The 26,394-nt window shown below is 73.5% G+C and carries 24 protein-coding genes; 10 read left to right on the forward strand and 14 right to left on the reverse strand.

Features of this window, described 5'->3' with window-relative positions; all coding sequences use genetic code 11:
- Nucleotides 1-30: 30 nt before the first annotated feature.
- Together C2865_RS10120 and C2865_RS10125 are read left to right on the forward strand one after the other, a co-directional pair.
- Nucleotides 31-318 (forward strand): hypothetical protein, encoded by a 288-nt coding sequence (locus C2865_RS10120; protein WP_106398093.1) that lies wholly within the window; start codon nt 31-33, stop codon nt 316-318.
- A 156-nt stretch (nt 319-474) separates the two neighbouring features.
- Nucleotides 475-1,629 carry an extracellular solute-binding protein gene (locus C2865_RS10125; protein WP_106398094.1) on the forward strand — a complete coding sequence of 385 codons (1,155 nt, stop codon included), beginning with the start codon at nt 475-477 and terminating at the stop codon, nt 1,627-1,629.
- Between the two features lie 196 nt (nt 1,630-1,825).
- Here the strand turns inward: C2865_RS10125 and C2865_RS39320 are convergent, their stop codons facing one another.
- Nucleotides 1,826-1,969 (reverse strand): hypothetical protein, encoded by a 144-nt coding sequence (locus tag C2865_RS39320; protein WP_157963649.1) that lies wholly within the window; start codon nt 1,967-1,969, stop codon nt 1,826-1,828.
- Nucleotides 1,970-2,089: 120 nt separating this feature from the next.
- Nucleotides 2,090-3,421, reverse strand: a complete 1,332-nt coding sequence (gene gabT, locus C2865_RS10130) for a 4-aminobutyrate--2-oxoglutarate transaminase (RefSeq protein WP_106398095.1) — start codon at nt 3,419-3,421, stop codon at nt 2,090-2,092.
- Nucleotides 3,422-3,501: 80 nt separating this feature from the next.
- Between gabT and C2865_RS10135 the strand changes: the two genes are divergently transcribed.
- A complete protein-coding gene (locus C2865_RS10135; protein WP_106398096.1) occupies nt 3,502-4,878 on the forward strand; it encodes a PucR family transcriptional regulator in 1,377 nt (458 codons plus the stop codon).
- Nucleotides 4,879-5,020: 142 nt separating this feature from the next.
- Here C2865_RS10135 and C2865_RS10140 read toward each other — a convergent pair whose 3' ends face one another.
- From C2865_RS10140 to dxr, 3 genes are all read right to left on the reverse strand, one after another.
- Nucleotides 5,021-5,863, reverse strand: coding sequence for a GNAT family N-acetyltransferase (locus tag C2865_RS10140; RefSeq protein ID WP_106398668.1), 843 nt, complete (start codon nt 5,861-5,863; stop codon nt 5,021-5,023).
- A 138-nt stretch (nt 5,864-6,001) separates the two neighbouring features.
- On the reverse strand, nt 6,002-7,177 hold the full coding sequence (ispG, locus tag C2865_RS10145) for a flavodoxin-dependent (E)-4-hydroxy-3-methylbut-2-enyl-diphosphate synthase (RefSeq protein WP_106398097.1): 1,176 nt from the start codon (nt 7,175-7,177) through the stop codon (nt 6,002-6,004).
- A 4-nt stretch (nt 7,178-7,181) separates the two neighbouring features.
- Entirely contained in the window at nt 7,182-8,399 is a 1,218-nt protein-coding gene (dxr, locus tag C2865_RS10150; RefSeq protein ID WP_106398098.1) for a 1-deoxy-D-xylulose-5-phosphate reductoisomerase, read from the reverse strand.
- 81 nt (nt 8,400-8,480) lie between these two features.
- Between dxr and C2865_RS10155 the strand changes: the two genes are divergently transcribed.
- Nucleotides 8,481-9,389, forward strand: a complete 909-nt coding sequence (locus C2865_RS10155) for a trypsin-like serine peptidase (protein ID WP_106398099.1) — start codon at nt 8,481-8,483, stop codon at nt 9,387-9,389.
- Here the strand turns inward: C2865_RS10155 and C2865_RS10160 are convergent.
- From C2865_RS10160 to C2865_RS10175, 4 genes are all read right to left on the reverse strand, one after another.
- Entirely contained in the window at nt 9,386-10,804 is a 1,419-nt protein-coding gene (locus C2865_RS10160; protein ID WP_106398100.1) for an aldehyde dehydrogenase family protein, read from the reverse strand. The genes C2865_RS10155 and C2865_RS10160 overlap by 4 nt on opposite strands.
- 100 nt (nt 10,805-10,904) lie before the next feature.
- Nucleotides 10,905-11,426 carry a DUF3995 domain-containing protein gene (locus C2865_RS10165; protein ID WP_106398101.1) on the reverse strand — a complete coding sequence of 174 codons (522 nt, stop codon included), beginning with the start codon at nt 11,424-11,426 and terminating at the stop codon, nt 10,905-10,907.
- Nucleotides 11,413-11,865, reverse strand: coding sequence for a hypothetical protein (locus C2865_RS10170; RefSeq protein ID WP_106398102.1), 453 nt, complete (start codon nt 11,863-11,865; stop codon nt 11,413-11,415). Before C2865_RS10170 ends, C2865_RS10165 begins: the two co-directional genes overlap by 14 nt.
- 337 nt (nt 11,866-12,202) lie before the next feature.
- Entirely contained in the window at nt 12,203-12,817 is a 615-nt protein-coding gene (locus C2865_RS10175) for a TetR/AcrR family transcriptional regulator (protein ID WP_106398103.1), read from the reverse strand.
- Between the two features lie 138 nt (nt 12,818-12,955).
- On the opposite strand from C2865_RS10175, the gene C2865_RS10180 reads away from it, so the two are divergent.
- Nucleotides 12,956-13,867 carry a TIGR03620 family F420-dependent LLM class oxidoreductase gene (locus C2865_RS10180; RefSeq protein WP_232835492.1) on the forward strand — a complete coding sequence of 304 codons (912 nt, stop codon included), beginning with the start codon at nt 12,956-12,958 and terminating at the stop codon, nt 13,865-13,867.
- Between the two features lie 60 nt (nt 13,868-13,927).
- On the opposite strand, the gene C2865_RS10185 is transcribed toward C2865_RS10180, so the two are convergent.
- Both C2865_RS10185 and C2865_RS10190 read right to left on the reverse strand, forming a co-directional pair.
- Nucleotides 13,928-14,596: an HAD family hydrolase gene (locus C2865_RS10185; RefSeq protein WP_106398105.1), complete on the reverse strand. Its 669-nt coding sequence runs from the start codon at nt 14,594-14,596 to the stop codon at nt 13,928-13,930.
- Nucleotides 14,597-14,728: 132 nt separating this feature from the next.
- On the reverse strand, nt 14,729-20,185 hold the full coding sequence (locus C2865_RS10190; protein ID WP_106398106.1) for an ATP-binding protein: 5,457 nt from the start codon (nt 20,183-20,185) through the stop codon (nt 14,729-14,731).
- Between the two features lie 344 nt (nt 20,186-20,529).
- Here C2865_RS10190 and C2865_RS10195 point away from each other — a divergent pair, with 344 nt between their 5' ends.
- The 5 genes from C2865_RS10195 to C2865_RS10215 all read left to right on the forward strand — a co-directional run bounded on the left by C2865_RS10195 (nt 20,530) and on the right by C2865_RS10215 (nt 24,325).
- On the forward strand, nt 20,530-20,712 hold the full coding sequence (locus C2865_RS10195) for a hypothetical protein (protein WP_106398107.1): 183 nt from the start codon (nt 20,530-20,532) through the stop codon (nt 20,710-20,712).
- Between the two features lie 74 nt (nt 20,713-20,786).
- Nucleotides 20,787-21,419 (forward strand): sigma-70 family RNA polymerase sigma factor, encoded by a 633-nt coding sequence (locus C2865_RS10200; protein WP_198653141.1) that lies wholly within the window; start codon nt 20,787-20,789, stop codon nt 21,417-21,419.
- Nucleotides 21,403-22,491, forward strand: coding sequence for a hypothetical protein (locus C2865_RS10205; protein WP_106398109.1), 1,089 nt, complete (start codon nt 21,403-21,405; stop codon nt 22,489-22,491). Before C2865_RS10200 ends, C2865_RS10205 begins: the two co-directional genes overlap by 17 nt.
- Nucleotides 22,488-23,480, forward strand: a complete 993-nt coding sequence (locus C2865_RS10210; protein WP_106398669.1) for an ABC transporter ATP-binding protein — start codon at nt 22,488-22,490, stop codon at nt 23,478-23,480. Before C2865_RS10205 ends, C2865_RS10210 begins: the two co-directional genes overlap by 4 nt.
- A complete protein-coding gene (locus C2865_RS10215) occupies nt 23,477-24,325 on the forward strand; it encodes an ABC transporter permease subunit (RefSeq protein WP_106398110.1) in 849 nt (282 codons plus the stop codon). The genes C2865_RS10210 and C2865_RS10215 overlap by 4 nt, the downstream gene beginning before the upstream one ends.
- A gap of 43 nt (nt 24,326-24,368) precedes the next feature.
- Here C2865_RS10215 and C2865_RS10220 read toward each other — a convergent pair whose 3' ends face one another.
- The 3 genes from C2865_RS10220 to C2865_RS10230 are packed head-to-tail and all read right to left on the reverse strand — an operon-like array spanning nt 24,369 to nt 26,387.
- Nucleotides 24,369-25,196, reverse strand: a complete 828-nt coding sequence (locus C2865_RS10220; protein ID WP_106398111.1) for an SDR family oxidoreductase — start codon at nt 25,194-25,196, stop codon at nt 24,369-24,371.
- 25 nt (nt 25,197-25,221) lie between these two features.
- Nucleotides 25,222-25,644, reverse strand: coding sequence for a DUF3037 domain-containing protein (locus C2865_RS10225; RefSeq protein WP_232835493.1), 423 nt, complete (start codon nt 25,642-25,644; stop codon nt 25,222-25,224).
- The gene (locus C2865_RS10230) at nt 25,641-26,387 is read right to left on the reverse strand and encodes a HipA family kinase (RefSeq protein WP_106398112.1); all 747 of its coding nucleotides are present in this window, start codon (nt 26,385-26,387) and stop codon (nt 25,641-25,643) included. Before C2865_RS10230 ends, C2865_RS10225 begins: the two co-directional genes overlap by 4 nt.
- Between the last annotated feature and the right edge of the window lie 7 nt (nt 26,388-26,394).

Raw genomic sequence — 26,394 nt, forward strand, 5'->3', positions numbered from 1 at the left:
ACACTCGGAATGACCCGAAGGGGGTGCGACATGGCGCCGGAAGACCACTCCACCGAGTTGTCCTTCCTCGCCGGCCGCTATCCCCACTGGACCATCTGGTACGGCTCCGCGACCCGCAGCTGGTGGGCGCTGCCCCCCAGGGAGCGCGACATCGGCGACTTCGTCGAGGCGGCCGACCTGCCCAGGCTCATCGCACACATCGAGGAGATCCAATCCGAACCCCCGGCGTACCGGGACCCGTCGAGCATCCTCCGGCTCGGCGCGCCCCCGGTCCGGCGGGTGCCGCTGGCGGCATGGCCGGGTGACCCTGCAAGGTGACCCGCTGTTCCCCGGCCCGGCCCCATCCGCCCGCGGCATGAGACCCCGGAAAGCGAACAGGCGCGACATTCACCCTCCATCACGTTCCTCCGTGAGAATGCCCCGCCAGGCAACCCCCGCCGCTTTCCGGGGTCTTCATCAGTAAGCTGCCCGTTCATGAGGCGACTTCGGGCGATGCTGGCGGTCTGTACAGCCCTGTGCACGGGCCTGGTCCTGTCGGCGTGCAGCACGCAGGAGACGCCCGGCGGCAGCGCCGAACCCCTGCGGACGGCCGGCGCCCCCGAGGGCGCCCTGCACCTGCTGACCCTGCCCGGCTACGCCGAGGAGGGCTTCGAGGACCGGGGCGTGGACTGGGTGGCCCCGTTCGAGGAGCGCTCCGGATGCCAGGTGACGGTCCGCACCGCCGCCACCGCCAAGGAGATCCACGACCGCATGTCCGGCGGCTTCTACGACGGCGCGCTGGTGCCGTCCGAGGCGTTCGGCAGGCTCGTCGACGGCGGGCGGCTCGCCCCGGTGAACACCAGGCTGCTCGACTCCTACAAGTCCCTCGACGCGCGGCTGCGCGACCTGGTCGAGCGCGGGGACCAGACGTACGGGGTGCCGGCCGCCTGGGGCGCGGACCTGCTGCTGTTCGAGACGGGCAAGGCGCAGCCGGCCTCCTGGGGCGCGGTGTTCGATCCGCGGGAGAGCAAGCCGCACCACAAGCGCATCGTCTGGCGGGACAGCCCGCACACCATCGCGTCGGCCGCGCTCTACCTCAAGCACCGCAAGCGCTCGCTGAAGATCCGGGACCCCTACGAGCTGACCGTCGAGCAGCTGGAGGCCGTCGCCGAACTGCTGCGGGAGCAGCGCCCGAACGTGCTGCGGGTGACCGAGGACGCCACCCAGGCGGTCGAGGCGTTCTCCGTCGGCGACGCCGTGGTCGGCATGGGCGGCGCGTACGAGCTGGACGTGCTGGCCCGGGGCGGCAGGCCCATCGCCGTGGCCGCGCCCAAGGAGGGCGTCACCGGCTGGTACACCGCCTGGACGGTCGCCTCCCGCGCCCGCAACCCCAACTGCATGTACCAGTGGCTGAACTGGGTGGGCACCCCCGAGGTGCAGAAGCAGATCGCCGAGTGGCGCGGGGTCGCCCCGGCCGACAGCCGTGCCTGCGGGCTGCTGCGGGCGGGTTTCTGCACCGCCCACCACGTGGGCGACCGCGCCTACATCGACCGGCTGGTGTTCGCCCGCACCCCGGACGCCGGGTGCGAGAAGGACCCCGAATGCGCCGGCTGGTCGGACTGGACCGAGGCCTGGTCCTCGCTCGGCTGATCCATCGGGGCCCGGTGCCGCGGTTCCCGCGCGGTGTGTCCGGACATGACGAAAGCGGGCCCGACCGCCCCCAGTCAGGCCCGCCTCGCGGACGCGTGAGCGGGCGATCGCCCTTGTCGCGTCCTTTCATGGGAGCGGGGTCCCCGGGCCAACCCCCCGAAAGCCCGGGGCCCCGCTGTATCCAGTGAGGTTCTACTCACCACCTCGGAACCGTGAACGGCCCCCGAAGGGAGAACGGCAGGGCGGGTACGCCGACCATGGCGTGCACGAACACCCCTGAGCCGCCCGACATGCGGGCGAGAGCGCCGGCGCCGGGGACCAGTGGGATCTTTCGGCTCATTGCTCACCTCCCAGATGCTCGGTGGACCGTTCCTCGGTTCTCTTCCTTTGTATGCCCTGTTGTCTGAGTAGGGGGAAACGTCGGGCTCAAACCCTGGCAAAGTCGCCGAGCCGCCCTTAACTACTGAAACGCCTCTTCCAGAAGGTCCAGCCCCTCCAGCAACAGGTGTTCAGGAATCACCAGCGGCGGAAGGAAGCGCAGGACGTTGCCGTAGGTGCCCGCGGTGAGCACCAGCAGGCCCCGCTCGTGGCAGGCCCGCGCCAGCGCCGCGGCGGCCCCCGGATCGGGCGTCTTCGTCCCCGGCACGACCAGCTCGATCGCGGTCATCGCGCCGCGCCCCCGCACGTCGCCGATCTGCGGGAGGCGTTCGGCCATCGCCCGCAGCCGGGGCAGCATGACCTCGCCGATCCGCCGGGCCCGCCCGGCGAGGTCCTCGGCCTCCATCGCCTCGAAGACCGCCAGCGCCGCCTCGCAGGCGAGCGGGTTGCCGCCGTAGGTGCCGCCGAGCCCCCCGCCGTGCACCGCGTCCATCAGCTCGGCCCGGCCGGTGACGGCGGCCAGCGGCAGGCCGCCCGCGATGCCCTTGGCGGTGGTGATGAGGTCGGGGACGATCCCCTCGTGCTCGCTGGCGAACAGGTGCCCGGTACGTCCGAAGCCCGTCTGGATCTCGTCGGCGATGAAGACGATGCCGTTGGCCCTGGCGAACGCCTCGATCGCCGGCAGGAAGCCGGGGGACGGCTCGATGAAGCCGCCCTCGCCGAGGATCGGCTCGACCAGGACCGCCGCCACGTTGTGCACGCCGATCTGGGTGGTGATCCGGTCGATCGCCTGCGCGGCGGTGGCCGGGCCGTCCAGCTCGGACCGGAAAGGGTAGGCCATCGGCATCCGGTACACCTCGGGGGCGTACGGGCCGAACCCCTCCTTGTAGGGCATGTTCTTGCTGGTCAGCGTCATCGTCAGCAGCGTGCGCCCGTGGTAGCCGTGGTCGAAGACCACGACGGCGGGGCGGCGGGTGGCGTACCGGGCGATCTTCACCGCGTTCTCGACGGCCTCCGCGCCGGAGTTCACCAGGATCGTGCGCTTCTCGTGGTCGCCGGGCGTCAGCTCGTTCAGCCTCTCGCACACTGCGACGTACGACTCGTAGGGCGTGACCATGAAGCAGGTGTGGGTGAAGGCCGCCACCTGCTCCCGGACCCGGCGCACGACCTCCGGATGGGCGTTGCCCACGCCGGTCACCGCGATGCCGGAGCCGAAGTCGATCAGGCTGTTGCCGTCGGCGTCGAGGATGACCCCGCCGCCCGCCGCGACGGTGTAGACCGGCAGGGTCGAGCCGACCCCGGGGGCCACCGCCGCCTTCCGGCGCTCCTGGAGCTCCCGGGAGCGGGGCCCGGGGATCTCGGTGACGATCTTGCGTTGCTGCGGCAGGGACGGGCCGCCGTTCGAGCTGCTCATACCCCGACGATAGGACGGGCGGCCGCGCCTGAGACGCTGACATCCTGGACAACCCGCGGCTTCCGATTGGACACAGTGTCATGTTCCCGACCCTCGCCTCGGTGGTGGCACTGCCCCGGCTCGGCCTGCGGCCGCGCACGACCGCGGCGCTGGACGTCCCGGTCCGCTGGGTGGCGGTGAGCGAGCTGCCCGACCCCACGCCCTTCCTGGAGGGCGGCGAGCTGGTGCTGACGACCGGCATGCGGCTGGCCGTGCCCGGGGAGTGCGCGCGCTACGTCGCCCGGCTGACGGAGCGCGGGGTGGCCGGGCTGGGCTTCGGGGTGGGGCTCGGCCACGCCGAGGTGCCGCCCGAGCTGGTCGAGGCCGCCGAGGAGCAGGGGCTGCCGCTGCTGGAGGTGCCCCGGCCCACCCCGTTCGTGGCGATCGGCGAGGCGGTCTCCCGGAAGCTGGCCGCCGCCCAGTACGAGGACGTCACCCGCGGCTTCCAGGCCCAGCGGGAACTGGTCAGGGCGGCGCTGCGCGGCTCCGAGGCGCTGGTCTCCCGGCTGGCCAGGGAGCTTCAGGGCTGGGCGCTGCTGCTCGGCCCCGACGGCGAGCCGCGGCACGCGGTGCCCGAGCCGGAGGCGGGGCGGCGGCTGGCGGAGGTCGTCGCCGAGCTGCCCAGGCTGCGGGGCGGCGCGGCCAGCCTGGCGCTGCCCGGCCCGATCGTGGTCCAGCAGATCGGCCTGGGACGGCCCCGCGGCTACCTGGCCGTGGGGGCGGCGCGGCCTCTGACGCCCTACGCGCACACCATCGTGGGCGCCGCGGTCTCCCTGCTCACCCTCGGTTCCGAGGCGCCGCGCGGAGACGCCCGGCTGCGGGCGGCGCTGGGCGGGCTGCTGCTGGGCCGGGAGGTGGCCGAACCGCCGTACCCGCTGCGGGTCCTGCTGTGCGGGGCCGGGGCGGCCCGGGCGCTGGAGAACGACCCGCTGTGGGAACGCTGCCTGGCGGTGCCGCAACCCGACGGCTGCGTGCTGATCGTCTCCGACCCGCTGGTCGACCAGGTCATCGCCCTGGTGGAACCGTACGGGCCGGTGGGCGTGGGGGACCCGGCGCGGCTCGCGGACGTCCCGCGCTCGCTGGCCGAGGCCGAACGGGCCCGCCCGGCCTCGGGGGTCCGCCGGTACGCCGAACTGCCCGTGCGGGGCCTGCTCGGGCTGCTGGACCGGCCGGACGCCGTGGAGATGGCCGAACGGCTGCTCGCCCCGCTGGACGGGACGCTGCGCGACTCGCTGCGGGCCTACCTGGAGGCCGGCGGCCAGGGCGACCCGGCGGCACGCGCCCTGGGCGTGCACCGGCACACCCTGCGCCACCGGACGCGCAAGATCTCCCAGCTCCTCGACCGCGACCTGGAGGACGCCGGAACCCGCGCGGAACTCTGGATCGCCCTGACACTCACCCGGAACGCCCCCTTCTGAGACCCGCCGCCGAACCCGCCCGGCACCCGTCCGCAGGACCACGCCGTCCCCGCAGACCCGCCGCCGGGGCGGCTTCGGGTGGCGCCGGTTCGAAGGGGCGCCGTTTTCGAGGGCCGCCGCCGGGCGGTTCCGGGGGCGCCGGTCAGAACAGGACGCTCATGAACTGGTCGATCTCGGTGAAGCCGACGCGGCGGTAGGCGGCGCGGGCGCGGACGTTGAAGTCGTTGACGTACAGGGAGACGGCTGGCGCGACGTCGCGCAGCGACATCTGGACGACGGAGGCCATGCCGAACTCCGACAGGCCGCGGCCGCGGGCCTCCGGGTGCACCCAGACGCCCTGGATCTGGCAGGCGTGCGGGGTGACCGCGCCGATCTCGGCCTTGAAGAGCACCCGGCCGCCCTCGATGCGGGCGAAGGAGCGGCCCGCCCTGATCAGCTCCGCCACCCGCGCCCGGTACAGCACGCCGCCGTCGCCGGCGTTGGGGGAGACCCCGACCTCCTCGGTGAACATCGCCACGCAGGCGGGGTAGACGACGTCGAAGTCCTCCATGCGGACCCGGCGCACGTACGGGTCGGCGGGGAAGTCGCTCGGCCGGGACGTGGCCATCACCGGCTGCAGCGCCCGGACCGCGCGGGCCGGGCCCCAGTAGGGCTCCAGCAGCCCCCACAGCTCGCGGACGGCGTGCACGGGCCCCACGATGGAGCTGCACCGGCGGCCCTGGACGCGGGCGCGGTCGGCGAAGGCGCGCAGGGCGTCGGGCCCGGCCCGGACCGGGATCAGGTTGGCGCCGGCGTAGCACAGCGACTCCAGGCGGCCGTCCCGCCAGTAGCCCCACATCTGCGCGCCGAGCCTGCCGGGCTCCAGCCCCGCCTGGTGCACGCGGGCGCTGACGAAGACGTTGCTGAGCGGCTCGGCGTCGAGTATCGCCAAGACCTCGTCCCGGTACCGGTCGTCCAGGACCCGTACCGGGAGCGACCCCAGCATGCGCATGGATCCGTCCATCCCCTCGCGATCCCCCGCATGCCCGCCGGTGGCCGCCGACGGGCGCAGCAGGGCCGTCCACTCCCCGACAAGCCTATTGCGAAGCAAGGGCGGACAGGGATGCCAGGGGTGGCCGAGGAGTCAGGGGGCGGTGACGACCTGGACGCCCGGACCGCCGTCGTCGTCGAGGTCGACCTCGACGCCCATCTCCTCGGCGATGCGCAGGGCCTCCTCGATGAGGGTCTCCACGATCTGGTCCTCGGGGACGGTCTTGATGACCTCGCCCTTGACGAAGATCTGGCCCTTGCCGTTGCCGGAGGCCACGCCCAGGTCGGCCTCGCGGGCCTCGCCGGGGCCGTTGACGACGCAGCCCATGACGGCCACCCGCAGCGGGACGGGGAAGCCCTGCAGGCCCGCGGTGACCCGCTCGGCCAGCGTGTAGACGTCCACCTGGGCCCGGCCGCAGGACGGGCAGGAGACGATCTCCAGGCCGCGCTCGCGCAGGCCGAGGGACTCCAGGATCTGGGAGCCGACCTTGATCTCCTCCACCGGCGGGGCCGACAGGGAGACGCGGATGGTGTCGCCGATGCCCTGGGACAGCAGCGCGCCGAAGGCGACCGCCGACTTGATGGTGCCCTGGAAGGCGGGTCCGGCCTCGGTGACGCCCAGGTGCAGCGGGTAGTCGCAGCGGGCGGCCAGCTGCCGGTAGGCCTCGATCATCACGACCGGGTCGTTGTGCTTGACCGAGATCTTGATGTCCTGGAAGCCGTGCTCCTCGAACAGCGAGCACTCCCACAGCGCGGACTCCACCAGCGCCTCGGGCGTGGCCTTGCCGTACTTCTCCAGCAGGCGCTTGTCCAGGGAGCCGGCGTTGACGCCGATGCGGATCGGGACCCCGGCGCCGGCGGCGGCCTTGGCGATCTCGCCGATCTTGTCGTCGAACTTCTTGATGTTGCCCGGGTTGACCCGTACGGCCGCGCAGCCCGCGTCGATGGCGGCGAACACGTACTTGGGCTGGAAGTGGATGTCGGCGATCACCGGGATCGGTGACTTCCTGGCGATCTGCGGCAGCGCGTCCGCGTCGTCCTGCGAGGGGCAGGCGACGCGGACGATCTGGCAGCCCGCGGCCGTCAGCTCCGCGATCTGCTGCAGCGTGGAGTTCACGTCGGAGGTGAGCGTCGTGGTCATGGACTGCACGGACACGGGGGCGTCGCCGCCCACCGGCACGGAGCCCACCATGATCTGACGCGACTTGCGACGGGGGGCGAGCTGGGGAGCCTGGGGACGGATCTTCGGCAGACCGAGTTCGACGCTCATGTTCCTATTGTGTCAGTCGTTGCCGGGTGCTCTCCCGTGCCCACTGATCAGCCGCGAGCACGTCTTCAAGCGTCGGCGTCCGGATTGTCTGGTGTGTCGAGACGACATCGGCCACAGTATCCACAATGGCGGGAAATGTAATGGTGCCGGAGAGGAAAGCTTCAACGCACTCTTCGTTAGCGGCGTTATAAACCGCGGGTGCGGTGCCGCCCCGCTCGCCCACCTCCCGGGCGAGCTGCACGGCCGGGAACGCCTCGTCGTCCAGCGGGAACAGCTCCCACGTGTGCGCCTTCGTCCAGTCGATGCCGTAGTCGGCGCGCTCGACCCGCTCCGGCCAGGTCAGGCCCAGCGCGATCGGCAGCCGCATGTCCGGCGGGCTCGCCTGCGCCAGCGTGGAGCCGTCCACGAACTCCACCATCGAGTGGATCACCGACTGCGGGTGCACCATCACCGCGATGCGGTCGAAGGGGATGTCGAACAGCAGGTGCGCCTCGATGACCTCCAGGCCCTTGTTCACCAGCGTCGCGGAGTTCACCGTGATCACCGGGCCCATGTCCCAGGTCGGGTGGTTCAGCGCGTCCGCGACGGTGACCTCCGCCAGTTCGGCGCGCGAGCGGCCGCGGAACGGGCCGCCGCTGGCCGTCAGCACCAGCCGCCGCACCTCCGCGTGCGTTCCGCCCACCAGGCACTGGGCCAGTGCCGAGTGCTCGGAGTCCACCGGGACGATCTGGCCCGGCTTGGCCTTGGCCTTCACCAGCGGGCCGCCGACGATCAGCGACTCCTTGTTGGCCAGCGCCAGGGTGCGCCCCGCGTCGAGGGCGGCCAGCGTCGAGGCCAGGCCGAGCGCGCCCGTCACGCCGTTCAGCACCACGTCGCAAGGGTGCGCGGCGACCTCGGCCACCGCCTCGGGACCGGCGAGGATCTTGGGGATGCGGAACTCACCCCTGGCGTAGCCGCGCTTGCTCGCCTCGGCGTAGAAGGCGAGCTGGAGGTCCTGCGCGGCGGTCGCCTTGGCGACGGCCACCACGTCCGGCTGGAACTCCAGGGCCTGCTTCGCCAGCAGGTCGACCCGGCCGCCGCCCGCGGCCAGCGCGCGGACGCGGAAGCGCCGCGGGTTGCGGGCGACCATGTCCAGGGCCTGGGTACCGATCGAGCCCGTAGAACCGAGCACGACGATCTCTGTTGCGTCTGTCACCACCGCGGCTTCTGTCACGGCGCCCATTGTGTCCGGGGCACGCCGGGGAGATGCAAGTTCACCAAAAGTAGCCACGACATCACTTCGTGTGATGCAGACTTCTGCACCATGGTCACGGACAGCTGGATCGCACGCCTTCTGGCGGGCCTGGTCGGACTCTCCCCGGTGGCGCTCACCGGGGCGAGCGTCCAGCCTCCCGCGGACATGGTCGTCTTCCGGGACCTGCCCGCCGGGCAGATCCAGCAGCAGCGGGTGCTGCGCTACTGGACGGCCGACCGCAGGGCCTCCGCGCGGCAGGTGCCCGCGCGCGGCCGGGTCGCGCGTGCCCTCCCGGACGCCGCCAGCGCCGGCGCGCTGTGGCCCGGCTCGGCGCTGGGCACCGTCGGGCGGGTGTTCTTCAGCATGGACGGGCAGGACTTCCTGTGCTCGGCGGCCACCGTCCGCAGCAGCAACCGCGACCTCGTCGTCACCTCCGGGCACTGCGCCAAGAACGGCAGCGGCGCGTGGGCCGAGAACTGGGTGTTCGTCCCGGCCTACCAGGACGGCGGAGGCCCGCACGGCGGCTTCACCGCCCGCCGCATGTTCGTCCCCGACCAGTGGTCGACCGGCGCGGACGACGGCTACGACGTCGCGATGGTCGTGCTCGCCCCCTCCGGCGGCAGGCATGTGGCCGACGTCGTGGGGTTCAACGAGATCGCCTTCGGGCGGCCGCGCGGCGAGCAGGTGTTCACCTTCGGCTACCCGTCGTACGACAAGTACGACGGGCGGCGGCTGGCGTACTGCAGCGGCCGCCCGTCCGACGACCCGTACGGCGAGACCAAGGCGCAGGGCCTGCGGTGCGACCTCACCCAGGGCTCCAGCGGAGGCCCCTGGATGAACGGCTTCGACCCCCGCACGGGAACCGGCACGATCGTCTCGGTCAGCAGCTTCAAGTACGCCGACGAGGAACGCGTCATGTACGGCCCCTACTTCGGCGACGCCGTCCGCCGCCTCTACACCCGCGCCGAGAAGGGCTAGAGCGGCAGGCCGGTCAGGACCATCGCCTTCTCGTAGGTGAAGTCGGCCATGGTGCTGGCGACGCCCTCGCGGCCGACGCCGGAGTCCTTCACGCCGCCGTAGGGCATCTGGTCGGCGCGGTAGGAGGGGACGTCCCCGATGATCACGCCGCCGACCTCGAGGTCGCGCTGGGCCTGGAACGCGGTGTCGAGGCTGCGGGTGAAAACGCCCGCCTGCAGGCCGTACCGGGAGCCGTTGACCTTCGCGAAGGCCTCGTCGACGTCGGCGACCCGCTCGACGAACAGGACCGGCCCGAACACCTCCTCGCAGGCGATCTCGGAGTCCGGCGCGACCCCGGTCAGCACCGTGGGCGCGTACGCGGCGCCGTCCCGCGTCCCGCCGGCCAGCACCCTGCCGCCGGACGCAGCGACCCAGCTCTCGACGCGCCGGGCGGCCTCCTCGCTGATCATCGGGCCGACCTGCGTCTCGTCCTTCCACGGGTCGCCCGTGACGAGGCCCTCGACCGCCGCGACCACCTTGGGCAGCAGCGCGTCGTAGGCGTCGCCCACGGCGTAGACGCGCTGCACCGCGATGCAGGACTGCCCCGCCTGGTAGTTGGAGAACAGCGCGATCCGCTGCGCCGCCCAGTCGAGGTCGGCGTCCGGGCAGACGACGGCGGCCGCGTTCCCGCCGAGCTCCAGCACCACGTGCTTGCGCGGCGCGGAGTCCTTGATCGACCACCCGACGGGCCCCGACCCGGTGAAGGAGACGATCGGCAGCCGCTCGTCCCGCACGAGCGCCGACGCCCGCTCGTTCGGCACGGGAAGGACGGAGAACATGCCCTCGGGGAGGCCGGTCTCGGCCAGCAGCTCCCCGAGCACCAGCGCCGACAGCGGCGTGGCGGGCGCCGGCTTCACGACGACCGGCGCCCCCACCGCGATCGCCGGGGCCACCTTGTGCGCCGTCAGGTTCAGCGGGAAGTTGAACGGCGTGATCGCCAGTACCGCCCCGTAGGGCGCCCGGGCGGTGTAGGCCATCCGCCCGGCCCCGCCCGGATCGGTGTCGAGCCGCTGCACCTGCCCGCTCCACCGCCGCGTCTCCTCGGCCGCGAACCGGAACACCGAGACGGCCCGCCCCACCTCGGCCCGAGCCCACAGCAGCGGCTTCCCGTTCTCCCCGGTGATCAGCCGCGCCAGCTCCTCCTTGCGCTCCTCGAGCCGCCGGGACACGTGCGCCAACGCCTCCGCCCGCACGTGCAGAGGCAGCCGGGCCGCCTCCTTCCGCACCGCGTACGCCGCGGCGATCGCCTCTTCGACCTGCTCCTCGGACGGCACGGAGACGACCCCCACCTCCCGCCCGTCATAGGGATGGGTCACGCTCATCTGCTCGCCACCGGTGGTGGCCTTCCCGGCCACCCAGAAAGGAGTCACGTCCATACCCACCACGCTAACCCCGCGGCCCCTCATCGCCCCCTGGACAGTGTGGAAAACCCTCCCGCCACTGTGTCCAGTCCGTTCGCCGAACGTGAAGCGCCGTTCATCGAGACTCCATGGCCGGGTCGCGCCGGCCCAGCCGCCACCCGGTCACCGTCCAGCAGACGCCCCAGACCAGGAAGAACGGCGACCACAGCAGAAGGTCCCAGCGCGCCAGCATGAACGCGAGTCCGGCGTGCCCGGCCGGAGCGTCGCGGGCTCCGGCCAGCAGCAGCGAGTCGCCGATCAGGCCGGTCTCCGGGGTCCCGACCGCCCGGACGATCATGAAGACGCCCAGCGTCCAGGCGATCACGCGCAGCGGCCTGCGGGGCAGGCGCGCGCCCCAGGGACGCACGGCGGCCAGCGCGACGAGGACGCCCGCGGCCGCGGCCCCGGCCAGCAGCCAGTGGCTCGCCACGAACAGGGGATGGCGGTCGAGCAGCATCTCGCGCAGGTGCGGGGGCAGCGGGTCCTTGTCGGCCAGCGCGCCGGCCCCCAGCGCCTGGGCGAGCTTCATCGACCCGTACGCCGCGGCGCACACCGCGGCCCCGTAGGCGCCCGCCCGCGCCCGGTCAGCCCGCGGCACGTCTCGTCGCCACCGCGTAGGACCGGACCGTCTCCAGGAGCAGCCCGATCACCAGGAGGCCGAGGATCCCGTGGTACCACCGCCAGCCCACGCCGATGCCGACGAACCCGTCCACGACCATGATCCCCGCACCGCCTCCGACGGCCGCCAGCATCCCGGCCAGCACGAGCAGCATCAACGTCCTCGGCACCCTGCGCCCCGCCGCCGTGACCGCGGCCAGGACGACGCACGCGCCCAGCACGCCGGACGCGCACGCGAGCCACTGCGCGGCGGCCGCGTCCAGGAAGTAGTTCTCGCTCTCGGCCGCCGACACCGGCGGCCCGCCCGGAAACCCGAGCCGGGCCTGCAGCGCGAAAGCGGCCTTCCCCACGGCATAACCGAGGAACAGAACCGCCAACGCGTATGCGGGCCACCTTCGTTCGCGAACGGAATCGACCATGATGGCGATCGTAGGAATTGTGGGGCACAATTTCCTCCCCACCGGGAGGGAAACGTCTCCGCTGCGGGGAGGAGGCGCCGCTCACCTGCTCAGGTGAGGAGGAGCGCGGCTTACAGAACGAATCCGCTTGTCCAGGAGGCGGAAATTCCGTTTTCCCCCTCCCCGGCGGCCTCCTGGTCACCGGCCAGGACAAGAACGGCAACATCCGCGCCTTCACCACCTCGACTGACCCGCCCGCGCAGAAGCCGGCCCGTTCACCCGGGAACCGCGGGAAAAAAAGAAACCCTCCCTGCGACGGGCAGGGCGTCCTGCGCCTGCCGGGGCGGACGCGGGCGCCTCAGGGCGGGGGTTCCGCCGACGGCTCCCGGTCGGGGCGGGTGCGTACGGCGTCCAGGACGAGGGCGAGCAGCCGGTCGGGCTGGGTGGGATCGGTGTGGTGCTCTCCGGTGGACAGGGCGATGCCGACTGCGAGCCGGATCAGGTCGTCCGCTGAGACGTCCGGGCGTGCCGTGCCCGCCTGCTGGGCACGGGAGAGGACGTTCTCGGCGGCCTCCTGGATGGCTTTGTGGCAGTCGAAGCCCGGGTCGAGGGACGTGGTGAGGAGGGATCCGGTCAGGCCGTGGTCGCCGCGCGCGTGTGCCAGGAACGCGCGGAGCCAGGTGGCGAGTGCTTCGTCGGGGGAAGAGGTGGTGGAGAGGCCGTCGGCCTGGGCGCGCAGTCGGTCGATGCGGTCGGCGAGTACTGCGGCCTGGAGGGCCTGGCGGGTGGGGAAGTGGCGGTAGAGGGTGCCGGGGCCCACGCCGGCGCGGCGGGCGATCTCGTTGAGGGAGGCGTCGGGGCCCTCTTCGGCGAAGGTCTCGCGGGCGGCTGCGAGGAGGCGTTCACGGTTGCGGCGTGCGTCGGCGCGTCGCTGGGGCCCTGGTACCGGGGGTGTCCGGCCGTCGGCTGTCACCTTTCCATCCTCCGGCCAAGGGGGCCGGGTAGCCAAACGGAGAGGTTCTCCGTATTATTCCGGCGGTAAGCGGAGAGGTTCTCCGGAAGTGACGGGAGGCTTGTGATGGCGCGGGAGAAGTCAGGGAAGCCGGGGCGCGTGGGGATCTGGACCTTCGCGTTCGACGGGTGGCCGGCGGCGCGTGTCCGTGAGGCGGCCGCCGAGCTCGAGGAACTGGGCTACGGGGCGATCTGGTTCGGGGAGGCGTTCGGCCGCGACACCGTCGGCCAGGCCTGGCTGCTGCTGGGCGCGACGCGGCGGATCACCGTCGCGGCGGGCATCGCCAACATCGCCTTCCGGAATCCGATCGCGATGGCGACCGCCGAACGGGCGCTGGGCGAGGCGTTCCCCGGCCGCTACCTGCTCGGCCTCGGCGGGCACCGGGTCGACGACCGGCCCATGCAGGTCGACGGCTACGCCGTGCCGGTCATGGGCCGTCCGGTGGCGACCATGCGCGCCTACCTGGACGCCATGGACGCGGTGCCCGCCCACGGGCCCGTTCCCGACCCCGCGCCCCGCCGGGTGCTGGCGGCGCTCGGGCCGAGGATGCTGGAGCTGGCGGCGGAGCGGACGTGGGGCGCCCATCCCTACTTTGTCCCGGTCGAGCACACCGCGCGGGCCAGGCGGATCATGGGTCCCGGGGCCTTCCTCGGCGTGGAGCAGGCGGTCGTCCTGGACGGCGACCCCGACCGGGCGCGCCGGACCGCGCGCGCCCACGTCGCGGGCTACACGGACCTGGCTCCGCACCAGCGCGCCAATCTGGAACGGCTCGGCTTCGGCGAGGACGACTTCTTCGGCGGTCCCGGTGGCGGGCCGAGCGACCGGCTCGTGGACGCCATCGTCGTCCGCGGAGACCTCGAGGCGATCGACGAGCGAGTCCGGGAGCACTTCGATGCGGGCGCCGACCACGTCTGCCTCCAGGCCCTGACCGCAGATCCGGCCGCCTCACCGCTAGCGCAGTGGCGCGAACTGGCTCCGCTGGCCGCCGACCACTCCGGGAAGTCCCGGTGACGGCTCGGGGCGGGTCAGGGCTGTCGATGCCGAACGTTCGCGGCGGCTCCCCGGGCCCGTTCACCGGGTGTTGAGGGCGGTGTCCAGGCGGGCCAGGAGGTCGGCGGGGCCGTCGTAGACGGCGATGGCACCGGCGTCCTTCAGCTCGTCGCGGCCGATGCCGCCGCTGAGGACCGCCAGGCAGGGGACACCGGCCCTCGCGGCGGCCTGGACGTCCCAGACGGTGTCGCCGACGAACAGGGCCTGCTCCGGGGGCACCTCGGCCTTCTCCAGGGCCACCTGGACGAGGTCGGGGGCGGGCTTGGCGTGCTCGACGTCGCCGCTGAAGGTCGAGGCGTCGATGGCGTCGTCGGCGTCCAGGGCCCGCAGGAGGTGGGTGAACTCGGCCTCGTCGGCGGAACTGGCCAGCACCACGCGCAGGCCGCGGCTCTTGCAGGCCCGCAGCAGGTCGGCGGCGCCCTCCAACGGCTGGAGGCGCGACCAGTACGTCGCGTAGAGCGCGGTGTGGGAGGCCTTGATGACGGCGTCCCGGTCCCTGTCGCGGTCACCGGGGAGCAGGGAGTTCACCAGAAGCGACGAGCCCATGCCGATCGAGCGGTGGATCGCCGCCGTCGGCACGTCGTGCCCGGCCTGCCGGAAGGCCTGCCACCACGTCACCGCGTGCAGGTAGTTGCTGTCGACCAGGGTCCCGTCGACATCGAACAGCAGGGCGCGCGGCGTCTCTCTCATTGTGTCGCCCTGCCCCCTGGCCGGTCACCGGACCCACCGGAGAAGGTGAAGAACACGTCGGCCGGGCGGAGCCCGGGAACGGACGAGGCCCGGCGGCACCCCGTAGGGATGCCGCCGGGCCTCGTCGCGGGATCAGCCCAGGCGGGACTCGATGGCCTCGATGATGCGGGGGCGCATCTCCGCGGCACTGATGACGGCGTCGACGGAGCCGACCTCGACGGCGCGGCGGATGTCGTGAATGCCGTCGAACTCCGCGGCCACCTCGCCGATCTTCTCCGCGCGGACCGACGTGCGGAGCTCGTTGAGTTCCGCGAGCAGCGTGGCGCGCTCGGGGCCGGAGGCGGCCGCCAGCCGGGCCTCCAGCTCCCGCACGCGCGGGTCGGAGGCGGTGCGGGCGCCCACGTCACCGGAGAACACCACTGCGGCGGCGGGAGCGCCGCCGAGCACCGAGGCGAACGAGCCCTCCAGCGCCAGCACGGTCATGTTCGGGTTCAGCGCCTTGGAGAACACCACGAACGCGCCGCCGTGGTACCGCGAGATCACGCAGAACACGATGGGGCCGCGGAAGTTCACGATCGCGCGGCCGATCTCGGCGCCGTACTCCAGCTGCAGGCCGCGCATCGACTCCGGCGAGCCGTCGAAGCCCGACAGGTTCGCCAGCACCACCAGCGGCCGGTTGCCGCTGGCCGCGTTGATCGCCCGCGCCGCCTTCTTCGACGAGCGCGGGAACAGCGTGCCCGCGGTGTAGGCGTCCGGGCCGTCGGTGGGCGGGAAGCCGCGCCGCTGCACCGACTTCGACTCGATGCCCAGCAGGCACACCGGGATGCCGCCCAGGTGCACGTCCTGCACCACCGCGGTCTCGGCGTCGGCCATGCCCGCCCAGCGCTCCAGCACCGGGTGGTCCTGGTCGGACAGCGCCCGCATCACGGTCCGGATGTCGAACGGCTTCTTGCGGTCCGGGTTGGCCGCGGCGGAGAAGATCTCGCCGACGGTGGCGAAGTCGCTGCCCTCCACCGCGTGCGGGAAGCCGGAGACGTCGCGGTCGGCGGGGTCGGTGGTCGGAGCCCGGCGCGGCGCCTCCTCGCCCGGCGCGATGTAGGAGTGGGCGTAGTGCGACATCAGCACGTCCCGCGCGGCGGCCAGGTCGGGCGCCCAGTACTGCGCCTGCCCGTTCGGGCCCATCACCCGGTCGTAGCCGCCGATGCCGAAGTTGTCCTCGGCCGACACGCCGCCGGAGAAGTCGAGCGACTGCTTGCCGGTGAGCACCATCGCCGAGTCCGGCGTCATCACCAGGATGCCCTTGGTGTGCATGAGCATCGTCGCCTCGGCGTTCCAGTACGGCTGCGCGCCGACGTTGATGCCCGCGACCACGACGTTGATCTCGCCGCCGTCCTGGGTGAACTCCACGATCCGCTTGAGCGCCGCGGCCACCCAGTCCATGTTCTCGGTGCCCGACTCCATGGAGATGCGGGCGCCGGAGGACAGCGCGTACCACTCCAGCGGCACCCGCATGCGCTCGGCGAGGTCCAGCGCCGCGATCACGCGGCGGCACTCCGGCTCCGACAGCGCGCCGAGCGACTTCGTCGGGTCGCCGAGCAGCACGACCCGGGTGACGCCCTGCGGGTGCAGGGCGGTCGGCGTGGAGACCACGCCCGCGACGATCGCCGCGGAGTTCCTCCCCTTGGGCCGGTCGACCGGCACCAGCGCGTGGGCGTCGTCGAGGTCGTACTCGGTGAAGTCGCCGAGCAGGCCGGTCAGCTCGTACGGGTAGACCGTGTTGCGCCCGGCGGCGCGCAGCACCTTCAGCCGGTAGGCGTCGAGCGGCTCGACCGGCTCGGTCGGCGGCTCGCCGAAGGTCAGCTCGACGCCGCCGGCGGCGTCGAAGGCGATCCGCATGGAGATCTTGTCGAGCTCGCCGGTCCGCGGGTCGCGCTCCCGCGCGATGAACAGGATCTCCTCCACGCCGGCGCCCGCGGTCCGCGGCAGGATGCGCTCGGCGAGCATCTCCAGCTCCGCGCGGGACAGGTCGCTCGGCGGCCAGACGTAGACCACGACGCGGTTGGTGTTGAAGCGCGTCTTGGACGGCCGCCGCGACTGCGCGCGGCGGATCGAGTCGAGGCAGGCGGCGACGGTGTACTCGGCGGTCGGCAGGGACAGCAGCCTGCTGTCCTGCTCGCGCAGCGCGGTCAGGTCCCGCACCTGCGCGAACGCGACGAGGCGGTCGTCCGACGGGTTCTCGCGCGCCACGCCCCGGAAGAGGTAGACCTCCTCGTCCAGCGACGGCAGGCGGGTGAGGTCGAACCCGCGCAGCCGCTCCAGCTGCATCCGCTGCGCGATGTGGGGGTGCAGGCCGCGGATCAGCCGCTCCTCGGCCATGCCGGAGGCCGACGGGCGGAACGTGAAGTGGTGGTGCATCACCGCGCCGTGGCTGCCCGCGACGGTCGCGGTGAGCCTGCGGACCTGCTCGGGCAGCGGGTGGGCGCTGACGACCTCCTGCAGCGCGGACGCCATCGCGTCGAAGTCCTCCGGCTGCCCCTCCCAGGAGAGGTAGATGTCGGCGTCGACGGCGTCCCCGCCGCCCGCCAGCTCCGCGAGGCCGCGCAGCGCGCCGCCCAGCGCCTCGAAGCGCACCGCGGCGGAGACCAGGTGCGAGCCCTCGCGCTCGGCGACCGTGAACGCGCAGCCCGCGGCCTCGCGGGTGCGGACGCCGGTGAGGCCCTTGTTGCCGTAGTAGCGGCGGGTCAGCACCTCCAGCATCACGGCGTTGTCGCGGTCGTGCCGGACGAGCCGCTGGCCGAGCAGCCGCACCAGCGGCTCGGTGCTGCGCACCATCTCGGCGATGCGCTCGGCGCGGTCCGGCGAGTCCGGGTTCGCGTCCAGGTGGCGCAGGTGCCTGCGGACGTCGGCGTAGACGCGGGCGCGGTTGCGGCGCAGCAGCGGCTGGCCGAACCAGGTGAACAGCACCCCGCGCGCGAGGTCGGCGATCGCGGGGAAGCGGACCTGCGTCGCGGCCACCAGCCGCTCCAGCGCGAGACCGGCGGGCTCGTGCAGCAGCGCGTCCGGCGTCGGCTCCTGCAGCCACGCGCGCAGCAGCGCCGTGACGACCGCGGCGTCGGCGGACGCGCGCTGCTGGGCGAGGAAGATCCGGAACACCGCGGCCTCGAGCTCGGGCGAACGCTCCAGGTCGGTGACGCCGTAGTGCCCGAGGGCCTTGGCGAGCCTGGCCTGGAACGCCTCCGGCAGCCCGGCCCGCTCGACGTCGAGGCTCTGCAGGTAGGTGTGGAAGTACTCGCGGGCGCTGTGCAGGTGGCCGCTGGCGCCGTCCTCGTCCGTCGGCCGGTTGCGGCTCAGCTCGGCGAGGTCGGCGAACACCCCGACGAGTTCGAGCTCTCCGGCCAGCGTCCGGTGGCCGTCCTCGGCGGACGCCCGCCGCGCGGCGAGGTAGCCGTCGAGGACCCGGCGCTCGTCGTGCGGGTCGACGTCGAAGCCCAGCAGCAGGCTGCGCAGGTTCTCCCGGCCGCGCGTGGCGCGCTCCGCCGCCGGGACCGTCGCGGGCTCGGCGGGCAGGTCCAGTTCGACGGCCCCGGCGGACGAGGCGGCCTCGGCCTCGTCGCCGTCGGCGAGCGGCTCCAGCCGCAGCAGCGGCGCGCCGGTCTCCACCTGGCTGCCCACGGACACGGCGCATTCCTTCAGCCGCGCCTTGAACGGCGCCCGCAGCACCGTCTCCATCTTCATGCTCTCCAGCACCAGCACCGGCGCGCCCGCCTCGACCTCGGCGCCGACCTCCAGCGGGGTGGCGACGACCAGCGCGGGCGCGGGGGAGCGCACGACGCCGCCCTCGTCGCGGCTGACCCGGTGCGTCACGCCGTCCACCTCGACCAGGTGGACCGGGCCGTGCGTGCCGGTGAGCAGGCGGTACCGGGCGCCGTTGACGGAGATCCGCCCGGTGTGCCGGTCGAAGCGCTCCAGCTCGACGTCGGCGGTGCGCACGTCCTCGCCGGCCTCGACACCGACGCGGAAGCGGTGCGGGCCGACCCGCGCGACGCGCACGCGGTAGCCCGCGCCGCGCAGCTTGAGGTCCAGCGGCCGGCCGCTCTCGTGCTGCACCTGCGGGCGCCCGCCGGACGCGGTGGACAGCAGCCGCTGCCGCTCGGCCTGCTCCTCCTCCTCGTAGGCCTCGATGGCGGCGGCGGCCAGCGCGACGGCGGAGTGCCGGTGCGCGACGAGCCCGCCCTCGTCGCGGACGCGGTCGATCCAGCCGGTGTCGGCGCTGGCGTCGATGACCTCGGGCCGGTCGAGCAGGTCGAGCACGAAGCTCTTGTTCGTGGTGCCGCCCTCGATGACCACGGTGGTCTCGGCCATCGCGCGGCGCAGCCTGGCCAGCGCCTCGTCGCGGTCGCGGCCGTAGGCGATGATCTTCGCGATCATCGAGTCGAAGTCGGCGGGGATCGTGTCGCCCTCGCCGACGCCGGTGTCCACGCGGATGCCGGGGCCCGCGGGCAGGTCCAGCCGGGCGATGCGGCCGGGGGAGGGGGCGAAGTCGCGGTCGGGGTCCTCGGCGTTCAGCCGCGCCTCGACGGCGTGCCCGCGCTCGGCCGGCGGCGCGCCCTCGAGCCGGCCGCCGGACGCCACGTGCAGCTGCGCCTTGACCAGGTCGAACCCGGTGGTCGCCTCGGTGATCGGGTGCTCGACCTGCAGGCGGGTGTTGACCTCCAGGAACGCGAACAGCCGCTCACCCGGGTGGTAGAGGAACTCCACGGTCGCCGCGCCGCGGTAGCCGACCGCGACGGCCAGCCGCTCGGCCGACGTCTTGAGCTCGGCGGTCTGCGCGGCGTCGAGCACCGGCGACGCGGACTCCTCGATGACCTTCTGGTTGCGCCGCTGCACCGAGCAGTCGCGGACGCCGAGCGCCCACGCGGTCTCGCCGTCGGCGATCACCTGGACCTCGACGTGCCGGGCTCCGGTGACCAGGCGCTCCAGGAACACCACGCCGCTGCCGAACGCCCGCGCGGCCTCCTGGCTGGTGCGCTCGTAGGCGTCGGCGAGCTCGGCCTCGTTCGTGACCACGCGGATGCCGCGCCCGCCGCCGCCCGCGGTCGCCTTGAGCATCAGCGGGTAGCCGATGTCGGCGGCCGCCGCGATGGCCGCGTCCAGGGTCTCGACCGCGCCGCGGCTCCACGGCGCGACCGGCACGCCGACCTCCTCGGCGATCAGCTTCGCGCCGATCTTGTCGCCGAGCCTGCGCATGGCCTCCGGGCTCGGCCCGACGAAGGCGACGCCGATCTCCTCGCACAGCTCCGCGAACGCCGGATCCTCGGCGACGAAGCCCCAGCCGACCCACGCGGCGTCGGCGCCGGTCGCGACCAGCGCGCGCTCCAGCGCCTTCAGGTCGAGGTAGGGGCGCGCGGACGCGGGCCCGAGGTCGTAGGCCAGGTCCGCCTCGCGGACGAAGGCTGCCGTGCGGTCGACGTCGGTGTGCAGGGCGACGGTCTCGATCCGTGTCCCGGTCTCCGCGGCAATGTCCCGTACGGCATGGATGAGCCGCATGGCGGCTTCACCACGGTTGACGATGGCAATGCGACTGAACACGCGAACGAGCCCTTCTGCAGACCAACGAGGTACGCCGGGGCACGATCTCCCCGGCAGTGTTCACCTTCCCGCCTCAGGCCCGGCGGCGCCATGTCGGAGACAGCGCACGCTACGCGGCTCCAGTTGTAGAAAACGTCCAAAGCGTCTTTCAGTCGCGTCCGGCCGAGGGCCCGCGGGAACGGGTCGGGGGAGCGCTTCGCGGCGGTGCGTTTGTGGGATTGAGCAGGTCGTTCTCGCCGCCGGGCTCCGGCGCGGGACGCATGCGCGCCCCGGAAGGCGCACGGCGGGCCCGCCTGGTCCGGCCACGGGGCTTTCCCGGTGGAGCAAAGGGATATGTAGGGGATATGAGTGACGGGATGGTCAGAGGGGTGGTGGCGGCGCTCTTCTGGGCGTCGATGGTCTCGCTGTTCGTGGGGATCTTCCGGTGGGAGGAACCGGATGTCCTTGCCTGGTTCATCGGATTCGGCGTGCTGCTCGGGGCGGCCTACGCGGTGCGGTACTGGGGGCGGAGGCAGGGCGGGGGGTAGGGGCCCCGGCCGGAGCGTTCCGGCGGCGGTTGTCACATCCGGGGCTCCGGCGGTGCTCTGAAGGTGTGGAAGATGTGGAGCTCGTAGGACGCGGCGGGACCGCGCCGACAGCCGTCGCGCCGGCGGGGCCGCTCCCCGGCGGCCGCCGCCGTCCGGGCGGGCGAGCCGAACGGAAGGACGCCGTGGCCGTGCCGACTCCTTCAGGCCGAAGGGCCGTCCGGCCCGACCTCGAACAGGTGTTCCGGGCCGCCTACCCGCGGGTCGTCGCGGTCGCGGCCCGGGTGCTCGGGTCCCGGGACGAGGCCGAGGACGTGGCACAGGAGGTGTTCCTGGCGTTCGGGCGCTCCTCGGTGCCGGCGGGGGAGGCGGCGGGATGGTTGTCCGTCGCCGCGGCGCACACCGCGCTGAACCACCTCCGCTCCGGCCGCCGCCGCGCCTTCCGGGAGGAGGCCGCCGACGGCGGCGACCCCGTCTCCCCGGACGTCGCCGACGCGGTCGTCACCCGCGACGAGCGCCGCCTCGTGCGGGCGGCGCTGGCGCGGCTGCCCCGCAGGCAGGCCGTCGCCCTGGTCCTGCGGCACAGCGGCCTGAGCTACGCCGAGGTGGCGGCCGCCCTCGGCCTGTCCCCCGGCAGCGTGGGCACCACCGTGCGACGCGCCGAGTCCGCCCTACGCAAGGAGTTGAACCGTCATGCGTCATCCGACTGACGGCACGCTGCGCCGGCTCCTGGACGAGCCGTCCGGCGTCGCCGACGCCGATCGTGAGCACATCGCGGGGTGCCGGGCGTGCTCGTCCGGGCTGGCGGCGGTCCGGGAGGACGCGGAGGCCGCCGGGGCGGCGCTGCGCTTCGAGGTCGCCGCCGACGTCGAGGAAGGGTGGCGCCGCCTGTCCCGCGAGGTCGGCGCCGGCGAGCCGCTCCGTCCGGCCGCGACCGGACGCGGTCCCCGGTGGCGCGCGGTGCTGCGCCGCCCGGTGGTCGCCGTCGCCGGTGCCGTCGCGCTCCTGACCGGAGTCGGCGCCGCGGCCGCCGCGGACTGGCTGCAGGTCTTCCGCGCCGAGAAGGTCGCCCCGGTCGTGATCAGCCAGGCCGACCTGCTGCGGCTGCCCGACCTGTCCGCCTACGGCGAGGCCGAGGTGAGGAAGGAGGCGAACCGGCGCAGGGTCGCCGGCGCCGACGCCGCGCGGGAGATCACCGGACTGCCCGTCCCCCGGGTGGGCGAACTGCCCCGCGGCGTGACGGGGGAACCGGAGTTCCAGGTCGGCGACCAGGTGAGCGCGACGTTCACCTTCTCGGTGCGCAAGGCGGCGAAGACCGCCGCGGCGGCCGGGCTGCCGCTGCCGCCACCGCCCCCGGGCCTCGACGGCAGCCGGTTCCGGTTGACCGCCGGTCCCGGCCTCGCCGCGGTCTGGACGGAGGCGCGCGGCGTGCCGGCCCTGATGGTGGCCCGCGTGGTCGCGCCCCGCGCCTACTCCTCGGGCGTCCCGTTCGGGACCGCCCGCGACTACCTGCTCTCCCTGCCCGGCCTGCCGGAGTCCGTCGCGTCGCAACTGCGCGGCTTCTCCGGCGACGGGACGACGCTGCCCCTGGTCGTGAAGGCCTGGAAGCAGAAGAGCTCCGCCACCGACGTCAACGGGGTGCCCGCCACGGTGCTCACCACGCGGGACGGCGTGATGGCGGGGGTGCTCTGGGTGGACGGCGGCGTCGTCACCGGGGTGGTCGGCTCGCTGAGCGCCGACGAGGTGCTGTCGGTGGCCCGCGGACTGAGGTGGGAGCGGTGACCGGCCCCGCCTCCCGGCACGTCACCGGCGACGCGGAGCACCACACCGCCGGGCTTGCCCCCTCCCCGGCGGTGTGGTGCTCGGGCCTGCGCAAGAGCTACCGGCGGCGGACCGCGGTCGACGGCGTCTCCCTCACCGTCGGGCGCGGCGAGGTGATGGGCCTGCTCGGCCCCAACGGAGCCGGCAAGACCAGCGTCATCAAGATGCTGCTCGGCCTCGTCCGGCCCGACGCCGGGGAGGTGCTGCTGCTCGGGCGGCCCGCACGCGATCCGCGGTCCCGGGCCCGCGTCGGCTACCTGCCCGAGCTCTTCCGGTACCAGCCGTGGCTCACCGCCGCCGAGGTGCTGGCCCTGCACGTCCGGCTCTCGGGCGCCGAGGTGCCGGAGGGGGAGCGGCGCGAGTGCCTGGCGTCCGTCAGCCTCGCCGACCGCGCAGGCGACCGGGTGGGCGGCTTCTCCAAGGGCATGCAGCAGCGCCTCGGGCTGGCCGTCGCGCTGGTGGCGCGCCCAGAACTGGTCGTCCTCGACGAGCCGACGAGCGCCCTGGACCCGATCGGCCGGGCCGACGTCCGCGACCTGCTGCTGTCCCTCAGGGCCCGCGGGGTCGCCGTCCTGCTCAACTCGCACCTCATCGGCGAGGTCGAGCGGGTCTGCGACCGGGTCGTCATCCTCGACAAGGGCAGGGTCGCGGCGTCCGGCACCCTCCCGGAACTGCTCGGCCGGCGCGAACTGCGGCTGCGGCTCGACGGGGTGGGCGAACGGGCGGAGGCCCGGCTGGCCGCCGCCGGCCGGCTCACCCGCAGCGGCGACACGTTCACCGTCACGCTCCCCCCGGACCATGACACCGGCGACGTTCCGGGCCTCGTGGCGGACCTGGTCGGCCTCGGGGTGCGCGTCCACGCCGTCGAACCCGTGCGGATCAGCCTCGAGGAACGGCTGCTGGACATCCTCCGCACCGGTCCCGCCAGCCCCGTCGAGGAGCGCCCATGACCGTCCGCACCGTCCTCACCGTCGCCGTCCTGACCCTCCAGGAGGCCGCGCGCCGCCGGGTGCTGCGCTCGCTCGCCGTGCTGACGGTCCTGCTGCTCGCGCTCAGCGCCTGGGGGTTCTCCCGGATCGACTCGGAGTTCGGCGGGCTCACCAGCGGGGAGGCGAGGCTGGCGGCCGCCATGGTCCTCAACCTGGTGATGTTCGGCATGAGCCTCATCGCCGCGCTCGGCACGGCGTTCCTCGCCGGACCCACCCTGGCGGGCGAGGCCGAGTCGGGGATCGTGCTGGCGGTCCTGGCCCGCCCGGTCCGCCGCTCGGCGGTGCTGCTGGGCAAGTGGCTGGGCCTGGTGGCCTTCGGCGGCGGCTTCGTGACCGCGGCCGGGCTCGCCCAGTTCCTCATCGTCCGGACCACGTCGGGCTACTGGCCGCCGGAACCGGTGACCGGCCTGGCGCTGCTCGCCGCGCAGACCACGGTGCTGCTCACCCTGGGACTCCTGCTGTCCACCGCCATCTCCCCGATGGCGTCGGGCGTCGTCGCGGTCGGCCTCTTCGGCGCCACCTGGATCGCGGGCGTGGTCGGCGTGGTCGGCGAGGCGCTCGGCAACGGCGGCGTGGCGCGGGTCGGCACCGTCTCCAGGGTGCTGCTGCCGAGCGACGGCCTGTGGCGCGGAGCCATGAACGCCTTCCAGGACCCGACACTGCCCGCGCAGTTCGGCGCCGCGTTCGAGGGCCACCCGTTCCTGAGCGAGTCGATGCCCACCACCGCCTACCTGGCCTGGACCGCCCTGTGGGTCGCCCTCGTCCTCGGCCTGGCGGCGGTCTCCTTCCAGCACCGCGACCTGTGAGCCGGGCGGCGGGCCGGTCCGGCCCGCCGCCCGGACGGTCCGCTCATCCGAGCGAGTTGAGGAACTGCTGGAGGCTGGTGGCGGGGTAGCCGGTGGCGCGCTGGACGGTGGGGCTGACGATGTCCATCTCGCCGGTGGCGATGGCCTCGTAGGACGTGACCCAGCCGGCCACCTCCCAGTCGGGGGCGCCGTAGCGGGCCCGGGAGGCGTAGGCCTCCTCCACCGTCTCGGGGACGTACCCGACGCCCATCATCTCGGCCGTCTGCGCCATGGTGAGGGGCTGCGGGCCCGTCACGTCGTACCGGCGGCCCCGGTGCAGCGCCGCGTGCGGCAGGATCGCGGCGGCGACGGCCGCGACGTCGGTGCGCGCGACCCAGGCGCAGCGGCCGTTCCCGGCCGGGCCGCGGATCGCGCCGTCCTGCACGAGATGGGGCAGCACGTCCTGGTAGAGGCTGGGCCGCAGGAAGGTGAAGTCCAGCCCGGAGGCCTTGACGTACTCCTCGGTGGCCCAGTGGTCGCGCGCGAACGTGAACGTGGCGTGCTCGGCCGCCGACAGGAACGACAGGTACACCAGGTGGCGCACGCCCGCCGCCACCGCGGCGTCCACGGCGGAGCGGTGCTCGGCCACCCGGTCCGCGGACTCCCTGGCCGACACCAGGAGGACGGCGTCCAGCCCGTCGAACGCCTCGCGCATGCCCTCGGTGTCGGCGTATCCCCCGGTGACGGGGGCCACCCGGGCGTCGGGCAGTTCGGGCGCGCGGGAGGCGTCGCGGACGATCAGGCGGGGGGCGTGGCCCTCCTTGACCAGGAGGCGGACCGTCTCCGCGCCCACCGAACCGGTCGCACCGGTGACGCCGATGTTCTTGGTCATGTCTCCTCCTCGTGGGGGGCGGACCTCACGTCCGGACCAGCCTCTCGAAGAGGCGCGTGAGGGTCTCGTCGGGATCGCCGGTGAGGCCGGGATGCACGGGGCCGGCCTGGACGATCGTGCTGCGCGGCGCGGTGAGCCAGCGGAACCGCCGCCCGAGCGATTCTCCACCGGCGTGGTCGTCGCCCGCGCAGTGGGCGGCGATTCCGTTCAGCGCCCGGCGCAGCTGCTCCAGGTTCATTCCCGGTGAGAACGAGCGCAACCTGCTTTCGTCCGCCGAGATGCGAACCCGCAGGTAGTCACGCTTGCGGCAGAAGACGACCACGCCGACATTGAGTGATTCGCCGCGTTCGAGATCGGGGATGAGGCGCAGCAGCGCGTACTCGTAGAGGTCCAGTTCAGGGTGTTCCACAGGTTCTGCCATATAGGGGGAGGGTTCGACCTGGTTCACTGCAGCCAGCTCCTCGGGGCGGCGGCGCGGGCGAGCAGCTGGGTCACGTACGCCTCGCGGACGTCCCGCGCCGAGGCGAAACCCGGCTCGCCCTCGAGCCAGCGCTCGGGCACCAGCGCGGTGATCCCGCGCAGCAGCTCCTCGGTGATGCGGGGCAGCAGCTCGGCCTCGGCGCCCCGGAGGTCCTTGGCGTAGGGCTTGAAGACGTGGTCGTCCACGTCGTAGGGCCGGTGCACCAGCTTGGCGGCGCTGGCCCAGGCGTGGTGGAAGTACAGGCTCGCCCCGTGGTCGATGAGCCAGACGTCCCCGTGCCAGACCAGCATGTTGGGGTTGCGCCAGCTGCGGTCGACGTTGCCGATGAAGGCGTCGAACCACAACACGCGGCTGGCGAAGCCGGCGTCCGGCGTCCAGCCGAGCGGGTCGTAGCCGAGCGAGCCGGGCAGGAAGTCCACGCCCAGGTTCCAGCCGGGGCTGGCGTCGAGGAGGTCCTGCACCTCCTCGTCCGGTTCGTGCCTGGCCATCACCGGATCGAAGTCCAGGACGACCTGGTCGGGGGTGCGGAAGCCGAGCTCCCGCGCCAGGGCGCCGGCGAGGATCTCGGCGACCAGGGCCTTGCGCCCCTGACCGGCTCCGGTGAACTTGGCGACGTAGGTGCCCAGGTCGGCGGCCTCCACCAGGCCGGGCAGGGAGCCGCCTTCACGCAGTGGCAGGACGTACCGGGTGGCTTTGACTACAGGCAACACGCGCCCA

The organism is Actinocorallia populi, assembly GCF_002995495.1.
Taxonomy (GTDB): domain Bacteria; phylum Actinomycetota; class Actinomycetes; order Streptosporangiales; family Streptosporangiaceae; genus Actinocorallia; species Actinocorallia populi.

Excerpts from the sequence above, each read along its gene's own strand:
- C2865_RS10120 (WP_106398093.1), top strand. The coding sequence starts at position 31 with ATGGCGCCGGAAGACCACTCCACCGAGTTGTCCTTCCTCGCCGGCCGC.
- C2865_RS10125 (WP_106398094.1), top strand. The coding sequence starts at position 475 with ATGAGGCGACTTCGGGCGATGCTGGCGGTCTGTACAGCCCTGTGCACG.
- C2865_RS39320 (WP_157963649.1), bottom strand. The coding sequence starts at position 1,969 with ATGAGCCGAAAGATCCCACTGGTCCCCGGCGCCGGCGCTCTCGCCCGC.
- gabT (WP_106398095.1), bottom strand. The coding sequence starts at position 3,421 with ATGAGCAGCTCGAACGGCGGCCCGTCCCTGCCGCAGCAACGCAAGATC.
- C2865_RS10135 (WP_106398096.1), top strand. The coding sequence starts at position 3,502 with ATGTTCCCGACCCTCGCCTCGGTGGTGGCACTGCCCCGGCTCGGCCTG.
- C2865_RS10140 (WP_106398668.1), bottom strand. The coding sequence starts at position 5,863 with ATGCTGGGGTCGCTCCCGGTACGGGTCCTGGACGACCGGTACCGGGAC.
- ispG (WP_106398097.1), bottom strand. The coding sequence starts at position 7,177 with ATGAGCGTCGAACTCGGTCTGCCGAAGATCCGTCCCCAGGCTCCCCAG.
- dxr (WP_106398098.1), bottom strand. The coding sequence starts at position 8,399 with ATGGGCGCCGTGACAGAAGCCGCGGTGGTGACAGACGCAACAGAGATC.
- C2865_RS10155 (WP_106398099.1), top strand. The coding sequence starts at position 8,481 with ATGGTCACGGACAGCTGGATCGCACGCCTTCTGGCGGGCCTGGTCGGA.
- C2865_RS10160 (WP_106398100.1), bottom strand. The coding sequence starts at position 10,804 with ATGGACGTGACTCCTTTCTGGGTGGCCGGGAAGGCCACCACCGGTGGC.
- C2865_RS10170 (WP_106398102.1), bottom strand. The coding sequence starts at position 11,865 with ATGGTCGATTCCGTTCGCGAACGAAGGTGGCCCGCATACGCGTTGGCG.
- C2865_RS10185 (WP_106398105.1), bottom strand. The coding sequence starts at position 14,596 with ATGAGAGAGACGCCGCGCGCCCTGCTGTTCGATGTCGACGGGACCCTG.
- C2865_RS10195 (WP_106398107.1), top strand. The coding sequence starts at position 20,530 with ATGAGTGACGGGATGGTCAGAGGGGTGGTGGCGGCGCTCTTCTGGGCG.
- C2865_RS10205 (WP_106398109.1), top strand. The coding sequence starts at position 21,403 with ATGCGTCATCCGACTGACGGCACGCTGCGCCGGCTCCTGGACGAGCCG.
- C2865_RS10215 (WP_106398110.1), top strand. The coding sequence starts at position 23,477 with ATGACCGTCCGCACCGTCCTCACCGTCGCCGTCCTGACCCTCCAGGAG.
- C2865_RS10220 (WP_106398111.1), bottom strand. The coding sequence starts at position 25,196 with ATGACCAAGAACATCGGCGTCACCGGTGCGACCGGTTCGGTGGGCGCG.